We start from the raw sequence: 23,123 nt of genomic DNA, 5'->3' as shown, positions 1-23,123 counted from the left end.
GGGCCCCTGACCTGCATCTTCGAAGCGTCAGGGCCCTTTCACATGGGCCGATTGGATTCGTGCGTTGACGCGAAGGGTCTCGCCACGGGCGAAGAAGCGTCCTGCCCAGCAGAGCATCGATCCGTTGCCTCGGTCGCCCTCCCCGCGACGGCGGACCGTCGTGGGGGCGATGCGTCAGTACGCGCGCCGTCCCACGCGCTCGGCGAAGGCGTCGAGGGCGTCGATGGCGTCCGGGGCGATCCAGACGCGGTTGCGCTGGTTGCCGCCGGTGCGTGTGAGGACCCCTGCGTCGCCACCTGCTCGACGGCTCGCTGTGCGGCTGACAGCCCGACCCCCGTCGCGGAGCGTTCGCCGTCCCGGGCGGACAACGATCAGACGACGTGGACGGCGGGGCGCGTGCCGGGGTCGTCCCCGATGGCGGCGGGCCGCTCGGTGGCGGCGTACTGCGACCACGACCCCGGGTAGAGGCGCAGGCGGCCGAACCCGGCGCGCTCGAGGGCGATCAGGTTGTGGCACGCGGTGACGCCCGAGCCGCAGTAGACGATCACCTCGGCGTCCTGCGACAACCCGGCGGCGCGGAAACGCTCGGCGAGGGCGTCCGGGGGCAGGAAGCGGCCGTCGGCGTCCAGGTTGCCGGCGAAGGGCAGGCTGATGGCGCCGGGGATGTGTCCCGCGCGGGGGTCGATGGGCTCCGTCTCGCCGCGGTAGCGCTCGGACGCCCGCGCGTCCACCACGTGCCGGGCCGTGGCGGCGTCGTCGATGGTGGCCAGGCCGGCCGGATCCCAGGGGCGGGCCGTGAACTCACCCGGCGCCGGTGGCGTCCACACCCCGGTGGCCAGCTCACCGGGCCAGGCGTCGATGCCCCCGTCGAGCAGGGCCGCGTCCACCCCGCGCGAGCGCAGCAGCCACACGAGCCGAGCCGCGGACGCCCCACCCGCGTCGTCATAGGCCACCACCACGGAGTCGTCGGAGATGCCCGCGGCGCGCATTCCCGCGGCGAACACCTCCGGCGTCGGCAGCGGGTGACGCCCGCCGTCCGGGGTCGGTTCTGCGGCCAACACGGTCGGCAGGTCCACGAACACCGAGTTGGGGATGTGGCCGCGGGCGTGGGCGTCCAGGCCCGAGCGGCCGTCCAGATGCCACCGCAAGTCAGCCAGCACCGCCTCGGGGTGCTCGGCCAGCCATGCCACGTCCACCACCGGTGCGATCATGCGCCGAGCCTAGCCGCGCGCGTCCTATCCTGAGCCCATGGAGACCTCGATCCCCCGCGTGGTGGCCGTGCTGGGCCGGGGCGTCCTGACCCCGGGCTCACCTCTGGTGCCGGCCGACGACCTGGGCTTCACCCGCGGCGACGGCTGTTTCGACGCCCTGCGCGTGGTCCGCGACGCCGAGGGAGTCCGCGTCGACCACGCCACCCGCCACCTCGAACGGTTCGCGCGTTCTGCGGCAGCCATGGGCCTGCCCCCCATCGACGTGGCCGCCTGGACTGGGCTGGTCCACGAGGCGGCCGAGGCGTGGGAGGGCGAGGGCGAGGCGGTCTGCAAGGTCATCTGGACGCGCGGCGGCGAGTTCGTGGCGTCCGACCCGGTGGGGGTGGCGCTGGTGGCCCCCGTGCCGGGCTCGTGCGTGCCACTGCGGGTCGCCGCCCTGACGACGGGTCGACGCGCCGACGCCTTCCGGGACGCCCCGTGGCTGCTCGGCGGCGTCAAGACCATCTCCTACGCCACGAACGCGGCCGCCAAGCGCGAGGCGGCCCGCCGTGGGGCCGACGACGCCGTCTTCGTCAGCAGCGACGGGTACCTGCTGGAGGGGCCGACCAGCGCGCTGGTCGTGGCCCGCCACGGGCTGCTCGACACGACGCCCACCGCGCACACCGGGATCCTGCCGTCCGTCACCCTCGCCGTCATCGCCGAGCACGCCGCCGCGGCGGGCCGCGAGGTGCGGGAACGCCTGATGAAGCCCGAGGAACTGGGGCTGGCCACCGGGGTGTGGCTCGTCTCGGCGATCCGGGGCGTGTGCCCCGTCGTCGAGCTGGACGGGCGCCCGCTGCCGTTCAACCCGCGCATCACCCGCACCCTCGCCCGGTGGGCGGGGTTCGCCCCGGCCGAGGGCTGAGATCCGGCGGCGGCGGGCGGTGGGTGGCGAGGTCGCCGCTCAGATCGGCAGGCGGCGGAAGATGGGCGCCGGCACGTGTTTCAGCACCAGCATCACCACCTGGAACGCCGGCGGCGCCCAGATGAGCTCCTTGCCGGCGCGCGCGGCCGCCACGGCCTGCCGGGCGACGTCGGCGGCGTCCAACGTCAGCGGCGCCTCCTTCAGGCCAGCCGACATGCGCGTGCGCACCTGACCCGGCCGCACGACCAGCACCTTCACCCCACGCGGGGCCAGGGCCTGACCCAGGTTGCGGTAGAAGCCGTCGAACCCGGCCTTGCTCGAACCGTAGACGAAGTTGGAGCGGCGCACCTTCTCCCCCGCCACCGAGCTGAGCGCGATGATCTGGCCGAACCCCTGGGCCGACATCCGCTGCCCCACCAGGACGCCGACGCTCACCGCTCCGGTGTAGTTCACCTGGGCGAGCTCGACGGCCCGCGCCTGGTCCTGCCACAGCTGCTCGGCGTCGCCGAGCACGCCGGACGCCACGATGGCGACGTCCACGTCGCCGTGCTCCCACGCGGCGTCGATCACGCCGGGGTGGGCGTCGGTGTCGCCCGCGTCGAACGCCAGCACGGTCACCTCCCGCGCCCCCCGCCGCCGCAGGTCGGCCACCGCGGCGTCGACGCGCGGGCTGTCGGGCCGTGCCGCCAGCAGGACGCGGGCCGGGGCGTGCGCCAGGTATTCCGCGACGACGGCGAGCCCGATCTCGGACGTGCCGCCGAGCAGCAGGATCGTCTGGGGGTGGCCGGTGGCGTCCAGCATCAGGGGGTTCTCCTTGCGTCGAGGGGTCGGGCGGCGGTGGTCACAGCAGTTCCAGACGCCGCGCCATGTCGGAGGCGAAGACGCCGTCGGGGTCGATCTGACGCCGGGTCGCGATCCACGCGTCGAGCTGTGGATACATCGCGTGGAACGTCGCGGCGCTCGTCCGGGAGTCCTTGGACGTGTAGAGCCGCCCGCCGAACTCGGCGACGCGGGCGTCCAGCCGGGTCAGGAACTCCGACAGCCCGGTTCGGATCGGGAAGTCCACGCACACGTTCCACCCTGCCATGGGGTAGCTCAGCGGCGCCCGGTTGCCCTCGCCGAACAGCTTGAACACGTTGAGGAAGGAGTAGTGGCCCGAGCGCTGGATCTCCTTGATGATGGCCGTGAACTCCGCGACGGCCGCCGGCGGCACGACGAACTGGTACTGCAGGAAGCCGTCGCTGCCGTAGGCGCGGTTCCACTCCCCGAACATGTCGAGCGGGTGGTAGAAGCCGGTGAGGCTCTGGATGTGGTCGGTGTACGTGCCCGACTTGCCGTACCACGCGGCCCCGAGCAGCCCGAACGTCACCTTGTTGGCCAGGCCGTTGGGGAAGACGTCGGGCAGCGTGAGGAACGTCTTGCCGCTGAACCCCAGGGGATCGGCGGCGAGCTTCGGCGCCAGCTCCCGCAACTCGTCGAGCGTCGCGAGGTTGCCCCGGCTGATCGCGGCGCGGCCCAGCTTCGGCGAAGCGCTGATCGCGTCGAACCACGCCGAGCTGTAGTCGTAGCGCTGCTCGGAGCCGTCGGCATGCACGGCGATCGTCTCCGCCAGGGTGTGCGTCACGACGCCGTCGGCCTTGAAGTACGCGGTCTCGGTGCGCGTCATCGCCAGCGTGGCCCGCAGGATGATGCCGGTCAGCCCGATGCCGCCCACCGTGGCCCAGAACAGGCTGGCGTCCGGGTCGTCCGGGCTGCCGTCGGGCGTGAGGGTGAGGACGCGGCCGTCCGCCACGAGCAGGTCCATGCTGCGCACGTGGTCGCCGAAGCTGCCGGCGCTGTGGTGGTTCTTGCCGTGCACGTCGTTGGCGATCGCGCCGCCGACGGTCACCTGCCGCGTCCCCGGCAGCACCGAGACCCACAGCCCGTGGGGCAGCGCGGCGCGCATCAGGGCGTCCAGGCTGACGCCGGCGTCCAGCGTGACGGTCGCGGCGTCCGGGTCGATCGCGTGGATGCGATCCAGCGGTGTCATGTCGACCACCAACCCGCCGCCGTTCTGGGCGACGTCGCCGTAGCTGCGGCCCAGCCCGCGGGCCAACACCCCACGGCCCTGGCCGGACGCCCGGCGCTCGGCCTCGCGCCGCACGGCCGCGGCGAGGGCGTCCACATCGGGGGTGCTGATCACCTCGGCCACGCTCGGGGCCGTACGGCCCCAGCCGGTCAGGCGGGTCGGGGACGGCATGCTGCTCACCCCACCGAGCCTACTGCGGGCCGGACGCCGCCGCGCCGGCCTCAGCGCAGGCCCCAGAACACCCGGTCCATCACCGCCCGGGCGTGGCGGGCGGCACGGGCCCAGTCGTCGGTGAACGTCGACACCTCACCGGGCGGGTAGCCCAGCAGGTCGGCGAGTGCGGCCAGCTCGCGCGCGTCGGTGGGGATGGTGTCGGACGCCCGGCCCCGCAGCAGCATGGCGGCGTTGCGGATGCGCGAGGCCAGGGTCCAGGCCGTCCGCAGGTCGGCCGCGTCGGCCTGACTGAGGTGGCCGGTGGCCTCCAGCACCTCCAGCGCCGCCATCGACCGCGTCGTGCGCAGGCCCGGCTCGGCGTGCGCGTACTCGAGCTGGAGCAGCTGGATCGTCCACTCGACGTCGGACAGCCCGCCCGGGCCGAGCTTCACGTGCCGCCGGGGATCGGCGCCGCGGGGCAGCCGTTCGTTCTCCATCCGCGCCTTGAGCTTGCGGATCTCGGTGACCTGCCGCCGCGTTAGACCCGCCTCGGGGTACCGGACGACGTCGATGGCGCCGAGCAGCGCGCGCGAGAGTTCCCGGTCACCGGCTCCGTGCGCGGCGCGGACGAGGGCCTGGGCCTCCCAGGTGGACGACCACCGCTCGTAGTAGGCGCGGTAGGACGCCAGCGTGCGCACCATCGGCCCGCCCTTGCCCTCGGGGCGCAGGTCCAGGTCGAGCTCGAGGGCGGGGTCGGCCCCGGGCTTGCGCAACCAGTCGCGCAGCCGCGTGATGATGCGGTTGGCCTTGGCGAGGGCCTCGTCGTCCTCGGAGTCGGCGACCACCACCATGGCGTCCGCGTCCGAGGCATAGGAGACCTCCCGGCCGCCCCAGCGGCCCATGGCGATCAGCGCGAGCCGCGGTGGGTTCTCGATGTCGCGGGCAGCGACGCCCAGCGCGGCGTCCAGCGTGGCCGACATGATCGCCGAGAGGGCGTCCCCGACGGCCGCGAGATCGGCGGTCTGGAGGATGCGTGCCATCGCGACGCGCAGCAGCTCCTCCCGGCGCACGGCGCGGATGGCGGCGATGGCGTCCACCGGATTCTCGTGCCGCCGGGCGACCGCCTCCATCGAGGCGAGGATGTCGGCGAACTGCCGCGGCGGCTCGCTGCCACCGGACAGCATCTGCACGGTCTGCGGGGCGCGCAGGAGCAGGTCGACGGCGAACCGGCTCGTGGCCAGCACGCGGGCCAGGTTCTCGGCCATGGCACCCTCGTCGCGCAGCGCCCGCAGGTACCACGCGGTGTCGCCCAACTCCTCGGACACCTGGCGGAACGCGAGGAGGCCGTGATCCGGGTTCGGGCCGGACGCGAACCAGCCCAGCATCGCCGGCAGCAGCTGCCGCTGGATCTCCGCCCGGCGGCTGAAGCCGGTGGACAGCGCCTCGATGTGGCGCAGGGCCGCGGCGGTGTCGTTGAAGCCCAGCGCGCGCAGCCGCGTCTGGGCCGACTCCGACGTGAGCCGCACCGCCGCGCTCGGGATGCGGGCGACGGCTTCCAGCAGCGGGGAGTAGAACATGCGCTGGTGGAGCCGCAACACCTGGCGGGTCGACTGGCGCCACGCGGCGAGCAGGGCGGCGGCGTCCGGGTGCCGCGTGGAGCGCGCCAGACGCCGCAGGGCGGCCGGGTCGTCGGCCGGCATCAGGTGGGTGCGGCGCAGCCAGAAGAGCTGGATCCGGTGCTCCAGCACCCGCTGCAGCCGGTAGGCCCGGGAGAGCTGCTCGCCGTCCTCGCGTCCGACGTACCCGCACGCGACGAGGGCCTCCAGCCCCTCGAACGTGCCCCGGACGCGCAGCCGGTCGTCCGCGCGGCCGTGCACGAGCTGCAGCAACTGCACGGTGAACTCGGTGTCGCGCAACCCGCCGGCGCCGAGCTTGATCTCGACGTCGGCCTCCCGCGCCGGGATGAGCGCGATCACGCGGCGGCGCATGGCCTGGGACTCGCCGACGAACGCCGGATCGTCCGCCACCGCCCACACGTGCGGGGCCACCAGGCCCACGAACTCCTGGCCGAGGGCCCGGTCGCCGGCCATCGGACGCGCCTTGAGCAGCGCCTGGAACTCCCAGTTCTTCGCCCACTTCTCGTAGTACGTCGCCATGGACGCCAGCGAGCGCACCAGCGGGCCGTTCTTGCCCTCGGGGCGCAGGTTGGCGTCCACCTGCCAGATCGTGCCGGCGCCGGTGTGCGCCGAGCAGATGCGGGCGACGCCGGCGGCCAGCTTGGTCGCCAGGGCCAGCGCCTCGCCGGAGGACACGACGGGCTCCCCCGCCGCGTCCAACGCCGGTTCGGCGACGTGGATCACGTCGACGTCGGAGACGTAGTTGAGCTCACGGGCACCGGTCTTGCCCATCGCGAGCACGGCGAGGCGCACCTGTTCGTGGCCGGGGGTCTCGGCGCGGGCCAGCGCGAGGGCCGCCTCGACCGTCGCATCGGCGAGGTCCGCCAGCTCGCGGGCCACGCTCGGCATCGTCTCGAGGGGGTCCTCCGCGTCCAGGTCGCGCGCCGCGATGCGCACCAGGGCGCGGCGGTACGCCAGGCGCAGGTCGTCGGCGCGCCCCGCCTCCGCGAGGGGCACCGGGGCGTCCGGGTCGGCCCCCACGGCTGTCAGCAGGGTGCCGCGCAGGGCGTCCGCGTCAGCTGGCTCGAGCGGCCCGGCCAGCGCCTCGGTGGCGTCGGGGTGGACGCAGACGTGCCGCCCCAGGGCCGCCGAGGCCCCGCAGACGAGCGCGAGACGACGCCAGCGATCCGGATCGGCCCGCACGGCGCCGAAGACGTCCGGGTGCTCGTCGGCCAGGTGGGCCAGGGCCGCCAGTGCCAGATCCGGGTCGGCGCTCGCGATGACGGGGGCGAGCAGCGCCCGGGCCGCCTCCTCGCCGTGCTCGGCGAACCAGGGCTCGATCACCGCGAGGGCCTGGTGGGGTTCCGCGAATCCCTTGCGCGCGAGCTGGCCGGCCTTCGTCGCCCTGCGGTCCATGGGGGCGATGATATCGGCCCTCGGGCACGCAGGTACGCTTGCCAGCGACCCCTTCGACGAGAGGCGACCACCATGAGCTCAGCGGCCCCCGAGTCTTCGCGCGGGCGCACAGGCCCGCGCGGACGGTGGCGCAGTGTGCTCGTGGTCGCCGCGATTCTGGCCCTGGTGGCGGCCATCGCCGTGATGGCCCTGCTCGACGGCGGACGCCGCTCCGCGCACGCGTCGACCGAGGTCGTCGCCGTCGAGCGGTCCGACCAGGTCACGACGGTGCTGCTCTCGGGCACGCTGAGCCCCCGCGAGCAGGCGAACGCCTCCTTCGCGGTGCCGGGAACCGTCAACTCCGTCGCCGTGCAGGTGGGCCAGGAGGTCGCCGTCGGCGAGGCACTGGCCACCGTGGACGACCGCGACCTGCGCAACGCGGTGAGTCTCGCCGAGGCCAACCTGAGTGCCGCCCGAGCCCAGGTGCAGACCATCCGGGACGCCGACAGCGCCACCTCCGCCCAGCTCGCCGCCGCGAACGCGCAGGTGGAGGCCATGGCCGCCTCCGTCGAGAACGCCCGGCAACGGCTCGCCGACGCCGTGCTCACCTCGCCGCTGGCCGGCGTGGTGGCCCAGGTCGACCTCGAGGTCGGCGACCAGGTGAGCGGCAGCGGCGGTTCGCTGGGCTCGCTGGGTTCGGCGTCGGGCTCCGGCGCCCTCGGGGGCATCGACCTGCCCAGCGGCGTCACGGGGGCGGCGTCCGCCGGCTCCGGTGCCCAGATCGTGGTCGTCGTGCCCGACGCCTGGCAGCTGGAGGCCGAGGTGGGCACCGCCGATCTGCCGTCGCTCGCGCCCGGGCAGCCGGCCGTGGTGACCCCCTCGGGCACCGACACCCACGTCACGGCCGTGGTCGACACGGTCGGCATCGTCGCCACCAACGCCACGGGCAGTGCCGCCGCCTTCCCCGTCACCGTCGCCATCACCCAGCCGGGCGTCACCCTGTTCAGCGGTTCGGACGCCGACGCCGTCGTCACCACGGCGACGGTGCCCGACGTGCTGACCGTGCCGGCCGAGGCCGTCACGCACGCCGCAGACGGATCGGCCACGGTGCGCCGCGCCGACGACACGACCCAGACCGTGACGCCGGGACGCCGCTTCGGCGACCGCCTCGAGATCACCGAGGGGCTCGCCGCCGGCGACGAGGTGCTCGTGCCCGTGGGCGTCGTGGTGAGCGCACCGGAGCGCCCGCAGTTCGGGCCCAACGGCACCCTCGCCTCGCCCTCCCCCAGCCCGGAGGCGAGCCGGTGAGCGCCTTGCTGGAGATGGCGGGCGTCCGCAAGACATACGCCACCGGGGCGGTCGCCGTGGAGGCGCTGCGCGGGGTGGACCTGACCGTCGACGAGGGTGACTTCGTCGCCATCGTCGGCCCGTCGGGCTCGGGCAAGTCGACGCTCATGCACATCATCGGCTGCCTCGACGTGCCCACCCAGGGTCGCTACGCGCTCGGCGGAGAGGACGTCAGCTCGATGACCGAGGCCCAGTTGGCCGACGTCCGCAACCGCCGCATCGGCTTCGTCTTCCAGCAGTTCAACCTGTTGCCCTCCATGACGGCCGAACGCAACGTGGCCCTCCCCCTCATGTACGCCGGCGTGCCGCGCGCCGAGCGCGCCCAGCGCGCCCGCGAGGCGCTCGAACGCGTCGGGCTCGGCGACCGCACCCATCACCGCCCCGGCGAACTCTCCGGGGGCCAGCAGCAGCGCGTCTCGGTGGCCCGGGCGCTGGTCACCAACCCCACCCTGATCCTGGCCGACGAGCCGACGGGCAACCTCGACTCCCGGTCGACGACCGACGTGCTCGGCCTGTTCCACGCCCTGCACGACGCCGGCCGCACCATCGTCCTGATCACGCACGAGGCGGAGGTGGCCGCCGAAGCGCGCCGCGTCGTCCGCATCACCGACGGGCTCCTCACGGAGGAGACCCCCGCCCACGCGGCCGGGGCGCCGGTGGCGAAGGGTGGGACGCCGTGAGCTGGGCCGAGACGTTCCGCATCGCCGCCGAAGCCCTCCTGGGGCGGCGGATGCGGTCGCTGCTGACCATGCTGGGCATCCTCATCGGCATCGCCGCCGTGATGTTGACCGTCGGCCTGGGCGAGGGGGCGCGGCTCGAGATCACCCGGGAGATCAACCGGCTGGGCTCGAACCTGCTCATCGTGATGCCCGGTTCGACGTCGGGGAGCAGCCCGCTCGCCGGGGCCACCTCCCTCACCATGGACGACGCCCGCACCCTCGCGGATCCGTCCGTCGCGCCCGACATCGCCGGCGTGGCCCCCATGATGTCGACGCGGGCGAACGTGCAGCACGACGCGGAGCGCACCACGACCACGGTGACGGGGACGACCACGGACTGGGAGTCCGTCCGCTCTCGCAACCTCGTCGACGGCCGCTTCTTCACCGCATCCGAGTACGCCTCGTCCGAGCAGGTGGTGGTGCTCGGCCCCAGCACGGCGGCGGCACTGTTCGGTGACACCCCGCCGGTCGGCGGAGCCGTCGTGGTCAACGGGCAGGCCTTCACGGTGGTGGGCGTCCTGGAGGCCGTGGGTGCGAACGCGCTCAGCAACGATGACGATCTCGTCGTGCTCCCCATGACCACGATGGCGCAGCGGCTGGCACCGCCGGCGACGGCCCGCACCCTCTCGGCCATCTATGTCGCCGCCACCGACGACGCCTCGATCAGCGCCGCGCACCAGCAGATCAGCCGCGCGCTCGTGGTGAACCACGGCACCACCAGCGCCGACCAGGACTTCTCGATCATGACCTTCCAGGCCCTGATGACCGCGATGAACACGATGACGGGCGTGCTCACCACCCTGCTCGGGGGGCTCGCCGGCATCTCGCTGGTCGTGGGCGGCATCGGGGTGATGAACATCATGCTCGTGTCGGTGAGCGAACGCGTCCGGGAGATCGGCCTGCGCAAGGCGCTCGGGGCAACGCCGGCGCTGATCCGGCGGCAGTTCCTGGTGGAGGCCGGCATCCTGGGCCTGCTGGGCGGTGCCCTGGGGGTGGCGCTCGGGCTGGTCGGCGCGGCGATCCTGACGCCGGCGCTCGGCATCGAGGTGGCCGTGTCCTTGCCGGCCACGCTCCTGGCGCTGGCCGTCTCACTCACGATCGGCCTCGTCGCTGGCGTCTACCCCGCCTCGCGAGCCGCCAAGCTCGCCCCGATCGACGCATTGAGGAGTGAGTGATGGCGAGCCCGGGTGTGAGGGAGCGACGCCGGATCGTCGGGGCCGTGCTGGTCGGCGTGGTGCTGGTGGGGCTGCTCGGCTGGGCCCTGCGGCCGCCCGCGGCCGCGGCCGCCTACGTGACCGCGCCGGCCGTGCGCGGCTCGCTGGACCAGACGGTGACGCTGGTCGGCCCCGTCGCCCGCGAATCCCAGGCCACCGTGGCCTTCGACGCCCCGGGTGAGGTGACCGCCGTCCACGTCCGCCTCGGCGACACGGTGGGTGCCGGGCAGCCGATCGCCCAGGTGGACGCGGCCCCCCTGCGCCTCGCGGCGCTCCAGGCCCAGGCCGCCGTCGCCCGGGCCGAGGCGCAGCTGGACGCCGACCTGACCGCGCGCGAGGGCGGGGGCACCGCCGCCACGCCGAGCGGGGCAGGCGCCGGCGCCCTGCCGTCGCTGCCGACGATGGGCGCGGGCGGGCTGCTGCAGGGCGGTTCGGGCCCAGGGACGCCCGCGGCGGGCGCCCCCGCCGCCGCGCCGTCGGCCCCCACCGGTCTCGGCGGCGGCGCTCCGTCGTCCGGGGCCATGCCGGAGTACCTCACCGAACTGACCGCCTCCCTCACCGACGTGCAGGCGGCCGTGAACGCCCAGCAGGCCGTGTGCCAGCCGCTGTTCGCCACGCTCCAACAGCTGCGCGACGCCGGGGTCGACCCCGGCACCCTGCCGGTGCCCACCGCCCCGCCGCTGCCCACCGTCCCCGTCCCGACCGCCCTGCCCACGGTCTCGGTGCCCGGCGTCCCCGACCCCCTCCCCACGCCGACGGTCACGACGACTGTCACGGTCATCCCCGTCCCACCGGCCCCCACCCCACCGGCCGCCGGCTCCCCGACGCCGACCCCGACGGGTGAGCCCACGACCGACCCCGTCCCGACGCCGACCGACGAACCGACCCCGCCCCGGACGCCCGAGCCGCTCCCCTCCGACCTGCCGACGATCGCCTCGACGCCGACGTCGACCGCGTCGCAGCCGACCATGCCCGTCCCGACACCACCGGTTCCGTTGCCGACGAACCTGCCCGCGGGCGAGGTCGGCGGGTTGCTGGAGAGCTTCCAGGCCTGCTCGGACGCCATGGTCGTCACCGGGCAGGCGGAGGCGCGGGCCGGCGCCGCGATCATCGCGGCGTCCCAGGGCCTGGCCGAGGCGAACCGCCAGGCGGGTGCCGCGCTGGCGCAGGCCCAGGCCGAGCTCCAGACGGTGGCGGCGGCCGCGGCGCGCGAGGCCGCCGAACAGGCCGTCTCGCAGGCCATGGCGCAGGCCCAGGCCGAGATCGAACAGCAGATCAACGACCAGATCGCTGCCCTGGCCGGCGGGGCCGTGACCGACGCCACCGTGGCGCGGGATCGGGCGACGCTCCTGCAGGCCCGCCAACAGCTCGAATCCGCCGAGACGGCCCTGGCCGGCGCGACGCTCACCGCCCCCATCTCCGGCACGATCGGCGCCCTGGACCTCGCCCTGGGCGAGTCCTCGGCCGGACGGTCGGCGACCGTGGTGGGCGAGGGCGCGGCCCGGGTGAGCGTCGAGGTGCCGCTGTCGGTCCGGGCGCTGGTCGCGCCGGGGACGTCGGCCGAGGTGGGGGCGCTGGCGTCCGACCCCACCCTGACCGGCCAGGTGCAGACGGTGAGCGTGCTGCCCAGCGGCGGCTCCGGCTCCCCGCAGTACACCGCCGAGGTGCTCGCCGACGATCCGGAGAGCTCGCTGCCCGCCGGGAGCTACGCCCAGGTCACGCTCGCCCTGCGGGCGGCGACCGACGTGGTGACCGTGCCGATCTCGGCCGTCACCACACTGACCGACACCACCGGCACCGTCGAGGTCGTCGACAGCGCGCGGGCCGAGACGGCCAGCTCGGTGACCGTGGTCACCGGCAGCCGCGGCGGCGGCCGCATCGAAATCGTCTCGGGGTTGACGGAGGGCCAGCTCGTCGTGCTGGCCGACCGGCGCCTGCCGGTGCCCGGCGGCATCGACCAGTACCGTCCCGTGCGGGCGTCGGCCAGCCCGACGCCGCAGCGCTGAGGGGCCGGCGCGTGAGCGACGACGCACGGCAGGAGCGCGCGGCGACGGCCGCGGCCGTCCGGACCAGCCTCAAGGCGTTCGCCGCCGCCCACCCCGGGCGGCTGGTCGAGGTGCGGGTGCCGCCCTGGGGTGCGGTGCAGGTGGGCGTGCCGGGGGCCGCATCGGTGCATCGGCGGGGCACCCCGCCCAACGTCGTCGAGACCGACGCAGCCACGTGGCTCGCGCTGGTCGGTGGGTCACTGACGTGGGCGGACGCGGTGGCGGCCCACCGCGTCCGGGCCAGCGGCATCCACGCCGACCTGGGCCCGCTGCTGGGCTGATCAGCCCGTCGGATCGTCGGCGCTGCGGCGCGCCCGGTGTTCGGCGAGGTCGACGACCTCGGCGTCGCGCGCGAACGCGTCCCGGGTGAGGCGGCACAGGATGCCGTCGTCGGCTCCGAACACGACCCCCGGCAGGACGAAGTCGTCGCTCACCTCGGTGAAGCCGAGCTCGGCGTGCAGGTCGCGCGATGCCCGGTTGGACGCGCTGACCACGTAGTACACCGCGTCGTCGTGCTCGAGGACGCTGGCGACCCGCGCCCGGGTCAGCAACCGGCCCACGCCGCGGCGGCGCGCGCCGGGCGCGACGACCATGCCGCTGAGGTACCACCCGTCGGGCGCGCCGCGGCCGCCACCTTCGGTCGGCCGCAGGTAGGACACCCAGCCGTGGCCGACGATCTCCCCCGCGGCCTCGGCCACGAGGAGGCGGTGGTCGCCGTCGGCCAGCTTGTGCGCGTGCCGATCCGCCCACCGCGCCGGCGTGTCGCCCTCACGCTCGGCCGCCAACCGGCCGGTCGGCTCGGCGTCCGCAGGGGTGCCCTCCCGCACCACGACCCCGTCGAGCGGGACGCCGTGCTGCTGGGGCTCATAGGACGCGAAGAGGGACTGCATGGTGGGCCCACCCTGACACACCGCGGGGGGCGGCTCCGGCGCGTCTCAGAGCGACGGCAGCAGCCGGCTGAGCTCCAGCGGTGTGACCTGGCGGAGGTATTCGGCGTACTCGGCGCGCTTGTTGCGCAGCACGAAGTCGAAGACGTGCTCGCCGAGGGTCTCCGCGGCCAGCGTGCTGTTCTCCATGGCGCGCACCGCGGCGTCCAGGCTGTAGGGCAGCGGCTCGATGCCGAGGGCCGCCCGCTGCCGGTCGGTGAGCGACCAGACGTCGTCCTCCGCCGGGTCGGGCAGCGGCAGTTCCTTCTCGATGCCGGAGAGACCCGCGTTCAGGATGAGCGCGAAGGCCAGGTACGGGTTCACCGAGGAATCGAGGGAGCGCAGCTCGACGCGGGCCGAGCTGGCCTTCGTCGGCTTGAACATCGGGATGCGCACCATGGCGGAGCGGTTGTTCTGACCCCAGCAGATGTAGTTCGGCGCCTCTCCCCCGCCGGCGAGCCGCTTGTAGCTGTTGACCCACGGGTTGAGCACGGCGCTGATCTCGGCGGCGTGGTGGAGCAGACCGGCGACGAAGTGGCGTCCGGTCTTCGAGAGATTGAACTCCCCGGCGGCGTCGTAGAAGGCGTTCGTGTCGCCCTCGAACAACGACACGTGGCTGTGCATGCCCGAGCCCGGGTGCTGGGCCAGCGGCTTGGGCATGAAAGACGCGAAGAGGTCCTGCATCACCGCCACCTCCTTCACGACCACCCGGAACGTCATGATGTTGTCGGCCATGGTGAGCGCATCGGCGTAGCGCAGATCGATCTCCTGCTGGCCGGGGCCGCCCTCGTGGTGGCTGAACTCCACCGAGATGCCCATCTGCTCGAGCATCGTGATGGCCGAGCGCCGGAAGTCCGTGCCCGCCGTCATGGTGGTGTGGTCGAAGTAGCCCGAGGTGTCGACGGGCGTGGGCTCCACCCCCGGCACCAGGGGCTGGCGGAACAGGTAGAACTCGATCTCGGGGTGCACGTAGAAGGTGAAACCCATGTCGGCGGCGCGCTTCATCGCGCGGCGCAGCACGTGGCGGGGGTCGGAGAAGGACGGCGACCCGTCCGGCAACGCGATGTCGCAGAACATGCGCGCCGTGCCGCCGGTGGTGCCGCGCCACGGGAGCATCTGGAACGTCTCCGGGTCGGGCTTCGCCACCATGTCGGACTCATACACCCGAGCGAAGCCCTGGATCGCCGAGCCGTCGAAGCCGATGCCCTCGCTGAGGGCCCCCTCCAGCTCGGCGGGCGCGATCGCGACCGACTTGAGGAACCCGAGCACATCGGTGAACCAGAGCCGGACGAACCGGACGTCTCGTTCTTCCATCGTGCGCAGGACGAAATCGGTCTGCTTGTCCATGCGCCCAGTCTGCCCGCCAGCGTGTTACGGAGGTGTTACGCCTCGTGCGGACCGGGGCGCGGCCCCCGCTGGGAACCGCGCTATAGGCTCGCCCCATGAGCAACGGCGCACCTCCCCCCGGCTGGTACCCCGACCCCGCGGCGTCCGATCCTGCGGCGCCCCCGGCCGCCGGGCCCGGTCTGCGCTGGTGGAACGGGACGGCCTGGACGCAGGACGTGCGCGCCGCCGCCTGGCCCCAGGGCGGTGCGGCCGGTGGGCCGGCGGGCCCGCACGGCGCGGCTGCGCCGCAGAGGGCACCGCGCCGCGGGCCCGGCGCGTGGGTGTGGGTGCTGGTGGGCGTCCTCGCGCTGGCGCTGCTGGCCGGCGCCGCCCTGCTCGGCGGGCTCGGCCTGCGGACCACCACGCCAACCCCCCAGCCTGTTGCGACACCCACCGACGAGCCGGCCCCCGCGGAGACGGGCGGGGCGGCGTCCCCCGAGGCCACGTCCCCCGACGCGGCGCCGACCACGACCCTCGCGCCCGGTGACTGCCCCGCGCAACCGCCATCGACCCTGCCGCTGGCGAGCCCCGATCCGCTGCGCGTGGGCGACCTCGCCATGCCGGTCCCCGAGGGCTGGGGCGGCCCCGTCGCGGACACCCGCGTGCCGCGCGCCCGGGACGCGTGGCAGTACTACGTGCAGTCCGACCTCGGCCAGGGGTGGGCGTCCAGCATGACCGTCGGGTTCCTCCACGTGGCGCCGGGGGCGGTGCCGCTCGCCGACGACGCCTCCGGCCTGCTCACGTGCATCGTCGAGGGCAACATGTACTCCGGCACGAACGCGCTGCTCGCCGAGACGGAGGCGTCGTCGGTGACGGTGGGCGGCCTCCCCGCTGCCCGCATCGACGGCACCGTCGCCATCGAGGATCCGACCATCGCCAGCGCCGGATCGGCGGTGGTGGTCGTCGTGGTCGACACGCCCCAGGGGCGGGAGTTCTTCTTCGGCGCCGCCCCGCTGGAGGACGCCGCCCAGGTGCAGGACGTCATGACGACCGCGGACGCGCTGACCATCGAGTGAGGCGCCCCCGGCGCGTCCTCAGCCGCGCAGGGCGTCGAAGGCGGAGCCGCCCTCGTCGTCCTCCTCGTCCGGGTCGTTGAAACGGGGGTCGTTGTCCCACGCCTCGTTGCGTTCCTGCGCGTGGTGCAGCGCCTCGGCCGCCTCCTCGCGCGTGGCGTAGGGCCCGAGCCGGACGTCGGCGGGGCACCCGTCGTAGGGCTCCACGCCGGAGTGCCGCAGGCAGTAGTACCAGGTGCGGTCGTCGGTCATCGCTCCTCCTCGTGGCGGTGTGCAGCCACACTATGATCGGCGGGTGAGTCCCATCAAGCCCCACCGCATCAGCCCACGCCGCCCCGTCCCCGCCACCATCGCCCGCCCCCACTACGTGGATCGCCCGGCGCCGGATCGATACACCGGCTCCCACGTGCAGAGCGCCGAGACGGTCGAACGGATGCGCGTGGCGGGCCGGATCGCCGCGGGGGCCATGTACGAGGCGTCCCGCGCCATCGCCCCGGGCGTGACGACCGACGAGCTGGACGCCGTGGCGCACACCTACATGCTCGACCACGGGGCCTACCCCAGCGCGCTCGGCTACCGCGGCTTCCCCAAGTCGATCTGCACGAGCGTGAACGAGGTGATCTGCCACGGCATCCCCGACGCGCGGCCCCTCGAGGACGGCGACCTGGTGAAGATCGACGTGACTGCGTTCATCGACGGCGTCCACGGCGACAACTGCGGGACGTTCGCCTGCGGCGAGATCGATGAGGACTCACGCCTGCTCATGGAGCGCACGAAGACGGCGCTCGACCGGGCGATCAAGGCCGTCCGCCCGGGGCGGCAGACCAACGTGATCGGTCGGGTCATCGAGTCCTACGCCAAGCGGTTCGGCTACGGCGTGGTGCGCGAGTACACCGGCCACGGCGTCCACTCGGCCTTCCACTCCGGCCTGGTGATCCTCCACTACGACAACAACGCCTACAACGACATCATGGAGCCGGGCATGACGTTCACCATCGAGCCGATGCTCACCCTCGGTGACGCCAGCAGCCACCAGTGGGACGACGACTGGACGGTCGTCACCAACGACGGCTCGCGCTGCGCCCAGTGGGAGCACTCCCTCGTGGTCACCGACACCGGCGCCGAGGTGCTGACGGTGCCGCCGGCCGCCTGAGCCGCCCGCCCGCCGCGAACAGTTGCTTAGGCTAACTCACAGTTCTAGGATTTCGGGGTGGATCCAAACGAGGTGGACGCGCTGCGCGCCGCAGTCAGCCGCCTGGCGCGGCGTCTGCGCAACGAGGGGTCCGGCAGCGACACGCTGTCGGCGACCGGGGTGGCGGTTCTCGCCCGGTTGCGCCGCGACGGGGCGCAGACCCTGCAGGCCCTCGCCGCGGCCGAGCACGTCCGTCCGCCGTCGATGACGCGCATCGTGGACCGCCTGGTCGAGATGGGTCTCGTCACCCGTGCACCACACCCCGACGACGGCCGCGCCGTGCTCGTCCGGCTCGGCGAGCCGGGGGCGTCCTTCCTCGCCGACACCGTCCGGCAGCGCTCCGCCTGGCTCACCGAGCGTCTGGGGGCGTTGGACGCCGCCGATGCGGACGCGTTGCGCGCCGCCCTGCCCGCCCTGCAGCGCCTGGCGGACGCCTCGTGAGGCGGCTCCACGCGCCCGCCCGCGGGGCTCGCGCCCCCCGGGCCGACCACACCCCGACGTTCGCCTCGCTGGGGGTGCGCAACTACCGCCTCTACTTCATCGGCGCCGCCATCTCGAACAACGGCACCTGGATGCAGCGGATCGCGCAGGACTGGTTGGTGTTCCAACTCACCGGCTCCGGGCTGGCGGTCGGCATCACCATGGCGCTGCAGTTCGGGCCCATGCTGGTGCTGGGCCTCTACGGAGGCGTGCTGGCCGATCGGTACGCGCAGCGCCGCATCCTGCTGGCCACGCAGGTCGGGCAGATGCTGTGCGCCGTCGCACTGGCCGCCTTCAGCTTCACCGGGAACATCAGCGTGGCTGCGGTGTACACCCTCGCCCTGGTGCAGGGCGTCATCACCACGCTCGACAACCCGGCCCGCCAGAGCTTCGTCGGCGTCATGGTGCCGCCGCGCCTGCTGCCCAATGCCGTGGCCCTCAACTCGGGCAACTTCAACCTGGCCCGCCTGAGCGGCCCGGCGCTGGCCGGCCTCCTCATCGCGGCCCTGGGCGCGGGGTGGGCCTTCGCGCTGAACGCCCTGAGCTTCGTGGCGATGCTCGCCGCCCTGGCCGCCATGCGGCCTGCCGAGTTCGAGCAGGCCCCCCGCTCCCCGCGCGGCCCGGGCGCCCTGCGCGAGGGGCTCGGCTACGTGCGGGGCCACCCCCGCATCATCGTGACGTTGGTGCTGGTGTTCTTCGTCGGGACGTTCGGCTTCAACTTCCCGATCATCCTCACCGCCTACACGGGCCGCATCTTCACCGGCGACTCCGCGCTCTACGGCATCCTCAACTCGATGATGGCGGTGGGCTCGGTGCTCGGCGCCCTGCTCGCCGCCCGACGCGAGCGCGTGACGCCGGCGCGCCTGCAGGCCACGGCCGCGGCGTTCGGGGCCATGCTGATCGTGCTCAGCCTGCTGCCCTGGCTGGGGGCGTTCATGGCCGGGCTCGTGCTGGCCGGGCTGGCCGCGGTGTCGTTCAACGCCATGGCCAATTCCTCGGTGCAGCTCGAGGCGGACGCGGCGGTGCGCGGCCGGGTCATGAGCCTGTACTTCGTCGTCATGATGGGCACCACCCCGCTGGGTTCGCTCATCGCTGGCTGGATCACCGACACCTGGGGCGCGCCCGCCGCGCTGCAGGTGAGCGGCGTGGTGGTGGCCCTGGCGGCGGCCGGGTGCGCGCGGGCGTCCGTTCTGGTGGAGCGTCGCGCCGCCCGCTGAGCCGCGGTTGCGCGACTGCCCCACCCCCTCGTAGGCTCGGCAACTCTTTCGATCATCGAAACATCAGGAGTGCCATGCCCGCGTCGACCGCGCCCCAGGATCGAGCCGCCACAGCCACCCCGCGGCTCATTCGCCTGGCCGCCGTCGTCCTGCTCGTCCTGTGGCTGGGGCTGGGCGGCCTCGGCGGGCCGCGCATCGGCCAGCTGGCCGGCCTGCAGGAGAACGACTCGACCGCGTTCCTGCCGCCCGAGGCCGAGTCGAGCCTCGCCCGCGCGGAGGCGGCGGCGTTCTCGGACGCGGACACGCTCCCGCTGTTCCTGGTGCTCACCCGGGACGACGCGATCGAGCCCGCCGCGTTCGGCACCGTGCTCGCCCCGTTCGTGGCCGACCTGGGCAGCGTGCCCTTGGCCGAGGGCCTCACCCTGTCCGACGTCGTCACCAGCGAGCCGGAGGCCCTCGTCCCGTCGGAGGACCTCGACGCGGTGCTCGTCCCGATCGCGTTGGCGTCCGACCGGGTTCGCGACCGCGTGGGCGAGGACACCGTCATCCGGTTGGTGCTGGACGCCGTGCGCACCCACGCGACCGACGAGCTGGGCGGGGAGGGCTTCGAGGTGGCCCTGACCGGTCCGGCCGCCTACGTCGCCGACTTCTCGTCCGCCTTCGCCGGCATCGACGGGGTGCTGCTGCTCGTGGCGCTGGTGGTCGTGTTCGTCATCCTCGTGCTCGTCTACCGCAGCCCGTTCCTGCCGCTGGCGGTGCTCCTGTCGTCCGTGTTCGGCCTCGCGGCCGCCGGTGTGGTGGTCTACGAGCTGGCCAGCCGCGGCTGGCTGTCGATCTCCGGGCAGTCCCAGGGCATCCTCAGCATCCTGGTCGTCGGTGCGGCGACCGACTACACCCTGCTCATCGTCGCCCGCTTCCGCGAGGAGCTGACGCGCACCGCGTCCACGTGGCAGGCGATGCGGCGCACCTGGCGGGGCACGGTGGAGCCCGTGAGCGCCAGCGCCGCGACGGTCATCGCCGGCCTGCTCTGCCTGCTGCTCTCCGATCTGGGCAGCACCCGCTCGCTGGGCCCCATCTCGGTGGTGGGCATCGTCGCCGCCCTGCTGGCGGCCCTCACCTTCCTCCCTGCCGTGCTGCTGCTGGCCGGACGCCGCATCTTCTGGCCCCGCATCCCCGCGGTGGCCGGGCCGGAGCCGGACGCCGACGCCCGGCCCGGCCTGTGGGCGCGCGTCGCCGCCGTGGTGGGACGCCGCGCGCGTCCCGTCTGGATCCTCACCACCCTCGCCCTCGTCGCGATGGCCGCCTTCGCCCCGCAGTTCCGGGCCGACGGGCTGGGCAACAACGAGGTGTTCCGCGTGGAGGTCGACAGCGTGGCGGGCGAGCGCGTGCTCACCGAGCACTTCCCCGCGGGCGCCTCCACCCCGGTCACGGTGGTGGTCGACGAGGCGGATGCCGAGGACGTCCTCGCTGCGTTGGCCGATGTGCCGAGCGTGGCGGAGGCCGCGGTCGCCACCGAGGCGCCGGCGGGGCCGCCCGGGGCGGAGGCCCCGCCGCAGGTGGTCGACGGCCGCGTCCTGGTCAACGTGACGCTCGATGCCGAGGGCCAGACCCTCGCCGCCCAGGAGGCGGTCGCCGAGGTTCGCGACGCCGTGCACGGCGTGGACGCCGCCCTGCACGTCGGCGGCCTGCCCGCCCAGGCCCTCGACACCCGGCTCGCCAACGCCCACGACGTGCGCGTGGTGCTGCCGGCCATCGTCCTCGTGGTGTTCGTCGTGCTGGTGGTGCTGCTGCGCGCGCTCGTGGCGCCGCTGGTGCTGATGGCCGCCAACATCGCCTCGTTCCTGGCCACGATCGGGGTGTCCGCGCTGGTGTTCAACCACGGCTTCGGCTTCCCCAACTCCGATCCGTCCACCCCGATCTACGCCTTCGTCTTCCTCATCGCGCTCGGCGTCGACTACACGATCTTCTTGATGACCCGCGTCCGGGAGGAGGTGCCGTTGCGGGGCGCCCGCCCGGCCGTGCTGCACGGGCTGTCGGTCACCGGCGGCGTCATCACGAGCGCCGGCATCGTGCTGGCGGCGACGTTCGCGGCGCTGTTCGTGATTCCCCTGGTGTTCATGGCGCAGATCGCGTTCATGGTGGCGTTCGGCGTGCTGCTCGACACCTTCCTCGTCCGCGCCCTGCTGGTGAGCGGCGCGGCGTACGACCTCGGCCGCTTCGCCTGGTGGCCCAGCCGGTACGCGAAGCCGGGCCCGCGGCGGGCCGTCCCAGGGTCGTGAGCGCCACCCAGGCCGCCCACGCCGCCGCCACCGCCCGCGTCACCCGCCTCCTGCGGGCGCTGACGACGGCGTCCGCCATCTACGCCGACGGGGCCCGGCTCGACGTCGGGCTGCCCCGCAGTGACCTGAACGCGCTCGGGCTGCTGAGCCAGGCGACCGCCGACGGCGAGGCCCTGTCCGCCGGCGAGCTGGGGCATCGGCTGGGGCTGTCGGCGTCCGCGACCACGGCGCTGGTGGACCGGCTGCAGGGCCTGGGCCACGTCCGCCGCGTCCGGCACCCCCACGACGGGCGGAAGGTGGTGATCGACGTCACCGCCAGCGCCCAGGAGACCGGACGCCGCGCCTTCGGCCCCCTCGCCGAGGCTCTGGCAGAGTCGCTGGCCCCCTTCGACCCCGAGCAGCTCGCCGACGCCGCGGCGGTCATGGAGGCCGTCCTGGCCGCCGTGGAGGACGCCGCGCGGGACCGCCCCCGTTCGGAACACTGACCCGCTAGTCTTCCCGCAACCGTTCACTCGGCGTTCACCTCAGCGGAGAGGATCCGACCATGAGCACCCCCCTTCCCCCCGCCGCCCACGAAGATTTCAACGTCGGCCGCGTCGTCCAACTGGCGGCGGTCGCCGCGCTCGGCGGCTTCCTGTTCGGCTTCGACACCGCGGTCATCAACGGCGCGGTCACCCCGATGCGCGACGCCTTCGGCATGGGGCCCGGCCTGACCGGCTTCGTCGTGTCGTCGGCCCTGTTGGCGTGCATGGTCGGCGCCTACGTGGCCGGCATCCTCGCCGACCGGATCGGCCGCATCAAGGTGATGGTGCTCGCCGCCGTGCTGTTCACCATCAGCGCCATTGGCTCCGGCCTGGCGTTCGGGCCGTGGGACATGATCGTCTGGCGCGCCATCGGCGGCATCGGCGTCGGCGCGGCGTCCGTCATCGCCCCCGCCTACATCGCCGAGATCAGCCCCGCCCAGGTGCGCGGACGCCTCGGCTCGCTGCAGCAGCTCGCCATCGTGGTCGGCATCTTCGTGGCCCTGTTGTCGGACTACGCGATCGCCGAGGCCGCCGGCGGGGCGGCCAACGCGTCGTGGTTCGGCCTCGACGCGTGGCGGTGGATGTTCATCGCCGAGGTGGTGCCGGCCCTCGCCTACGGCGTCCTGGCCCTCACGATTCCCGAATCGCCGCGCTACCTCGTGGCCCGGGGCGAGACCGACCAGGCGCGCACCGTGCTCGGGCGCGTCCTGCGGTCGGGGGTCGAGGCGCGCATCACCGAGATCGCGCGCACCGTCCGGCGGGAGTCGAAGGCGTCCCTGGCCGACCTGCGGGGCTCCACCGGCAAGGTGCTGCCCATCGTGTGGATCGGCGTGGCGCTGAGCGTCTTCCAGCAGTTCGTCGGCATCAACGTGATCTTCTACTACTCCGCCACGCTGTGGCAGTCGGTCGGCTTCACCGAGGCGGACGCCCTGGTGCAGACCGTCATCACGTCGGTGACCAACATCGTCGTGACGCTGGTCGCGATCGCCCTGATCGACAAGATCGGACGCCGCCGCCTCCTCCTCATCGGCTCGGCCGGCATGTTCGTGACGCTCGGCGCGATGGCCTGGGTGTTCGCGCAGGCCCCCATCGTCGACGGCGCCCCGGTGCTCGAGGGCAACGCCGGTATCCTCGCGCTCATCGCGGCGAACGGCTTCGTGGTGTTCTTCGGCATGTCGTGGGGCCCGGGCGTCTGGGTGCTGCTGGGCGAGATGTTCAACAACCGCATCCGCTCCACCGCGCTCGGCATCGCTGCGGCGGCCCAGTGGTTGGCCAACTTCGCCATCTCGACGACGTTCCCCGCCATGGCCGAGTTCGGGCTGTGGTTCGCCTACGGCTTCTACACCCTCGCCGCCCTGGCGTCGTTCTTCTTCGTGCTCCGCCTCGTCCCGGAGACCTCCGGCAAGCAGTTGGAGGACATGGACTGAGCGACCG

20 protein-coding genes are annotated in these 23,123 nt (G+C 73.8%); 13 read left to right on the top strand and 7 right to left on the bottom strand.

The features are described from left to right. Window positions 1-371: 371 nt before the first annotated feature. Window positions 372-1,211: a sulfurtransferase gene (locus tag IFY26_RS08265; protein ID WP_232548513.1), complete on the bottom strand. Its 840-nt coding sequence runs from the start codon at window positions 1,209-1,211 to the stop codon at window positions 372-374. Window positions 1,212-1,248: 37 nt separating this feature from the next. Between IFY26_RS08265 and IFY26_RS08260 the strand changes: the two genes are divergently transcribed. Continuing rightward, window positions 1,249-2,115, top strand: coding sequence for an aminodeoxychorismate lyase (locus IFY26_RS08260; RefSeq protein ID WP_232548512.1), 867 nt, complete (start codon window positions 1,249-1,251; stop codon window positions 2,113-2,115). A 39-nt stretch (window positions 2,116-2,154) separates the two neighbouring features. Here IFY26_RS08260 and IFY26_RS08255 read toward each other — a convergent pair whose 3' ends face one another. Genes IFY26_RS08255 through IFY26_RS08245 form a run of 3 tightly spaced genes read right to left on the bottom strand, consistent with a single transcriptional unit; the run spans window position 2,155 to window position 7,368 of the window. Then, entirely contained in the window at window positions 2,155-2,916 is a 762-nt protein-coding gene (locus tag IFY26_RS08255; protein WP_232548511.1) for a decaprenylphospho-beta-D-erythro-pentofuranosid-2-ulose 2-reductase, read from the bottom strand. Between the two features lie 40 nt (window positions 2,917-2,956). Beyond that, window positions 2,957-4,354, bottom strand: a complete 1,398-nt coding sequence (locus IFY26_RS08250) for an FAD-binding oxidoreductase (protein ID WP_232548644.1) — start codon at window positions 4,352-4,354, stop codon at window positions 2,957-2,959. A 50-nt stretch (window positions 4,355-4,404) separates the two neighbouring features. After that, window positions 4,405-7,368, bottom strand: coding sequence for a bifunctional [glutamine synthetase] adenylyltransferase/[glutamine synthetase]-adenylyl-L-tyrosine phosphorylase (locus IFY26_RS08245; protein ID WP_232548510.1), 2,964 nt, complete (start codon window positions 7,366-7,368; stop codon window positions 4,405-4,407). A gap of 141 nt (window positions 7,369-7,509) precedes the next feature. Between IFY26_RS08245 and IFY26_RS08240 the strand changes: the two genes are divergently transcribed. The 5 genes from IFY26_RS08240 to IFY26_RS08220 are packed head-to-tail and all read left to right on the top strand — an operon-like array spanning window position 7,510 to window position 12,953. Continuing rightward, window positions 7,510-8,655 (top strand): efflux RND transporter periplasmic adaptor subunit, encoded by a 1,146-nt coding sequence (locus tag IFY26_RS08240; RefSeq protein WP_232548509.1) that lies wholly within the window; start codon window positions 7,510-7,512, stop codon window positions 8,653-8,655. A 14-nt stretch (window positions 8,656-8,669) separates the two neighbouring features. Continuing rightward, window positions 8,670-9,374 (top strand): ABC transporter ATP-binding protein, encoded by a 705-nt coding sequence (locus IFY26_RS08235; RefSeq protein WP_269779293.1) that lies wholly within the window; start codon window positions 8,670-8,672, stop codon window positions 9,372-9,374. Next, the gene (locus IFY26_RS08230; RefSeq protein WP_232548508.1) at window positions 9,371-10,588 is read left to right on the top strand and encodes an ABC transporter permease; all 1,218 of its coding nucleotides are present in this window, start codon (window positions 9,371-9,373) and stop codon (window positions 10,586-10,588) included. Before IFY26_RS08235 ends, IFY26_RS08230 begins: the two co-directional genes overlap by 4 nt. Then, on the top strand, window positions 10,588-12,633 hold the full coding sequence (locus IFY26_RS08225) for an efflux RND transporter periplasmic adaptor subunit (protein ID WP_232548507.1): 2,046 nt from the start codon (window positions 10,588-10,590) through the stop codon (window positions 12,631-12,633). The genes IFY26_RS08230 and IFY26_RS08225 overlap by 1 nt, the downstream gene beginning before the upstream one ends. A gap of 11 nt (window positions 12,634-12,644) precedes the next feature. Beyond that, window positions 12,645-12,953: a sterol carrier family protein gene (locus IFY26_RS08220; protein ID WP_232548506.1), complete on the top strand. Its 309-nt coding sequence runs from the start codon at window positions 12,645-12,647 to the stop codon at window positions 12,951-12,953. Here the strand turns inward: IFY26_RS08220 and IFY26_RS08215 are convergent, their stop codons facing one another. Then, window positions 12,954-13,562 carry a GNAT family N-acetyltransferase gene (locus IFY26_RS08215; protein ID WP_232548505.1) on the bottom strand — a complete coding sequence of 203 codons (609 nt, stop codon included), beginning with the start codon at window positions 13,560-13,562 and terminating at the stop codon, window positions 12,954-12,956. A 45-nt stretch (window positions 13,563-13,607) separates the two neighbouring features. Continuing rightward, complete coding sequence (locus IFY26_RS08210) at window positions 13,608-14,912, bottom strand: glutamine synthetase family protein (RefSeq protein WP_232548642.1); 1,305 nt, start codon at window positions 14,910-14,912, stop codon at window positions 13,608-13,610. Window positions 14,913-15,040: 128 nt separating this feature from the next. Between IFY26_RS08210 and IFY26_RS08205 the strand changes: the two genes are divergently transcribed. Continuing rightward, complete coding sequence (locus IFY26_RS08205) at window positions 15,041-16,000, top strand: DUF2510 domain-containing protein (protein WP_232548504.1); 960 nt, start codon at window positions 15,041-15,043, stop codon at window positions 15,998-16,000. 18 nt (window positions 16,001-16,018) lie between these two features. On the opposite strand, the gene IFY26_RS08200 is transcribed toward IFY26_RS08205, so the two are convergent. Continuing rightward, window positions 16,019-16,249: a hypothetical protein gene (locus IFY26_RS08200; protein WP_232548503.1), complete on the bottom strand. Its 231-nt coding sequence runs from the start codon at window positions 16,247-16,249 to the stop codon at window positions 16,019-16,021. A gap of 43 nt (window positions 16,250-16,292) precedes the next feature. Here IFY26_RS08200 and map point away from each other — a divergent pair, with 43 nt between their 5' ends. The 6 genes from map (at window position 16,293) to IFY26_RS08170 (ending at window position 23,116) form a co-directional block, all read left to right on the top strand. After that, window positions 16,293-17,150 (top strand): type I methionyl aminopeptidase, encoded by an 858-nt coding sequence (map, locus tag IFY26_RS08195; RefSeq protein WP_232548502.1) that lies wholly within the window; start codon window positions 16,293-16,295, stop codon window positions 17,148-17,150. A 57-nt stretch (window positions 17,151-17,207) separates the two neighbouring features. Next, the gene (locus IFY26_RS08190; protein WP_232548501.1) at window positions 17,208-17,630 is read left to right on the top strand and encodes a MarR family transcriptional regulator; all 423 of its coding nucleotides are present in this window, start codon (window positions 17,208-17,210) and stop codon (window positions 17,628-17,630) included. Beyond that, window positions 17,627-18,886 carry an MFS transporter gene (locus tag IFY26_RS08185; protein ID WP_232548500.1) on the top strand — a complete coding sequence of 420 codons (1,260 nt, stop codon included), beginning with the start codon at window positions 17,627-17,629 and terminating at the stop codon, window positions 18,884-18,886. The genes IFY26_RS08190 and IFY26_RS08185 overlap by 4 nt, the downstream gene beginning before the upstream one ends. A gap of 74 nt (window positions 18,887-18,960) precedes the next feature. Continuing rightward, window positions 18,961-21,165, top strand: coding sequence for an MMPL family transporter (locus tag IFY26_RS08180; protein ID WP_232548499.1), 2,205 nt, complete (start codon window positions 18,961-18,963; stop codon window positions 21,163-21,165). After that, window positions 21,162-21,650: a MarR family winged helix-turn-helix transcriptional regulator gene (locus IFY26_RS08175; protein ID WP_232548498.1), complete on the top strand. Its 489-nt coding sequence runs from the start codon at window positions 21,162-21,164 to the stop codon at window positions 21,648-21,650. Before IFY26_RS08180 ends, IFY26_RS08175 begins: the two co-directional genes overlap by 4 nt. Window positions 21,651-21,709: 59 nt before the next feature. After that, complete coding sequence (locus tag IFY26_RS08170; RefSeq protein ID WP_232548497.1) at window positions 21,710-23,116, top strand: sugar porter family MFS transporter; 1,407 nt, start codon at window positions 21,710-21,712, stop codon at window positions 23,114-23,116. Window positions 23,117-23,123: the final 7 nt, after the last annotated feature.

The sequence above is a fragment of the Propioniciclava soli genome, from assembly GCF_014858005.1.
Taxonomy (GTDB): domain Bacteria; phylum Actinomycetota; class Actinomycetes; order Propionibacteriales; family Propionibacteriaceae; genus Propioniciclava; species Propioniciclava soli.
This window is presented reverse-complemented; position numbering and strand designations above follow the sequence as displayed.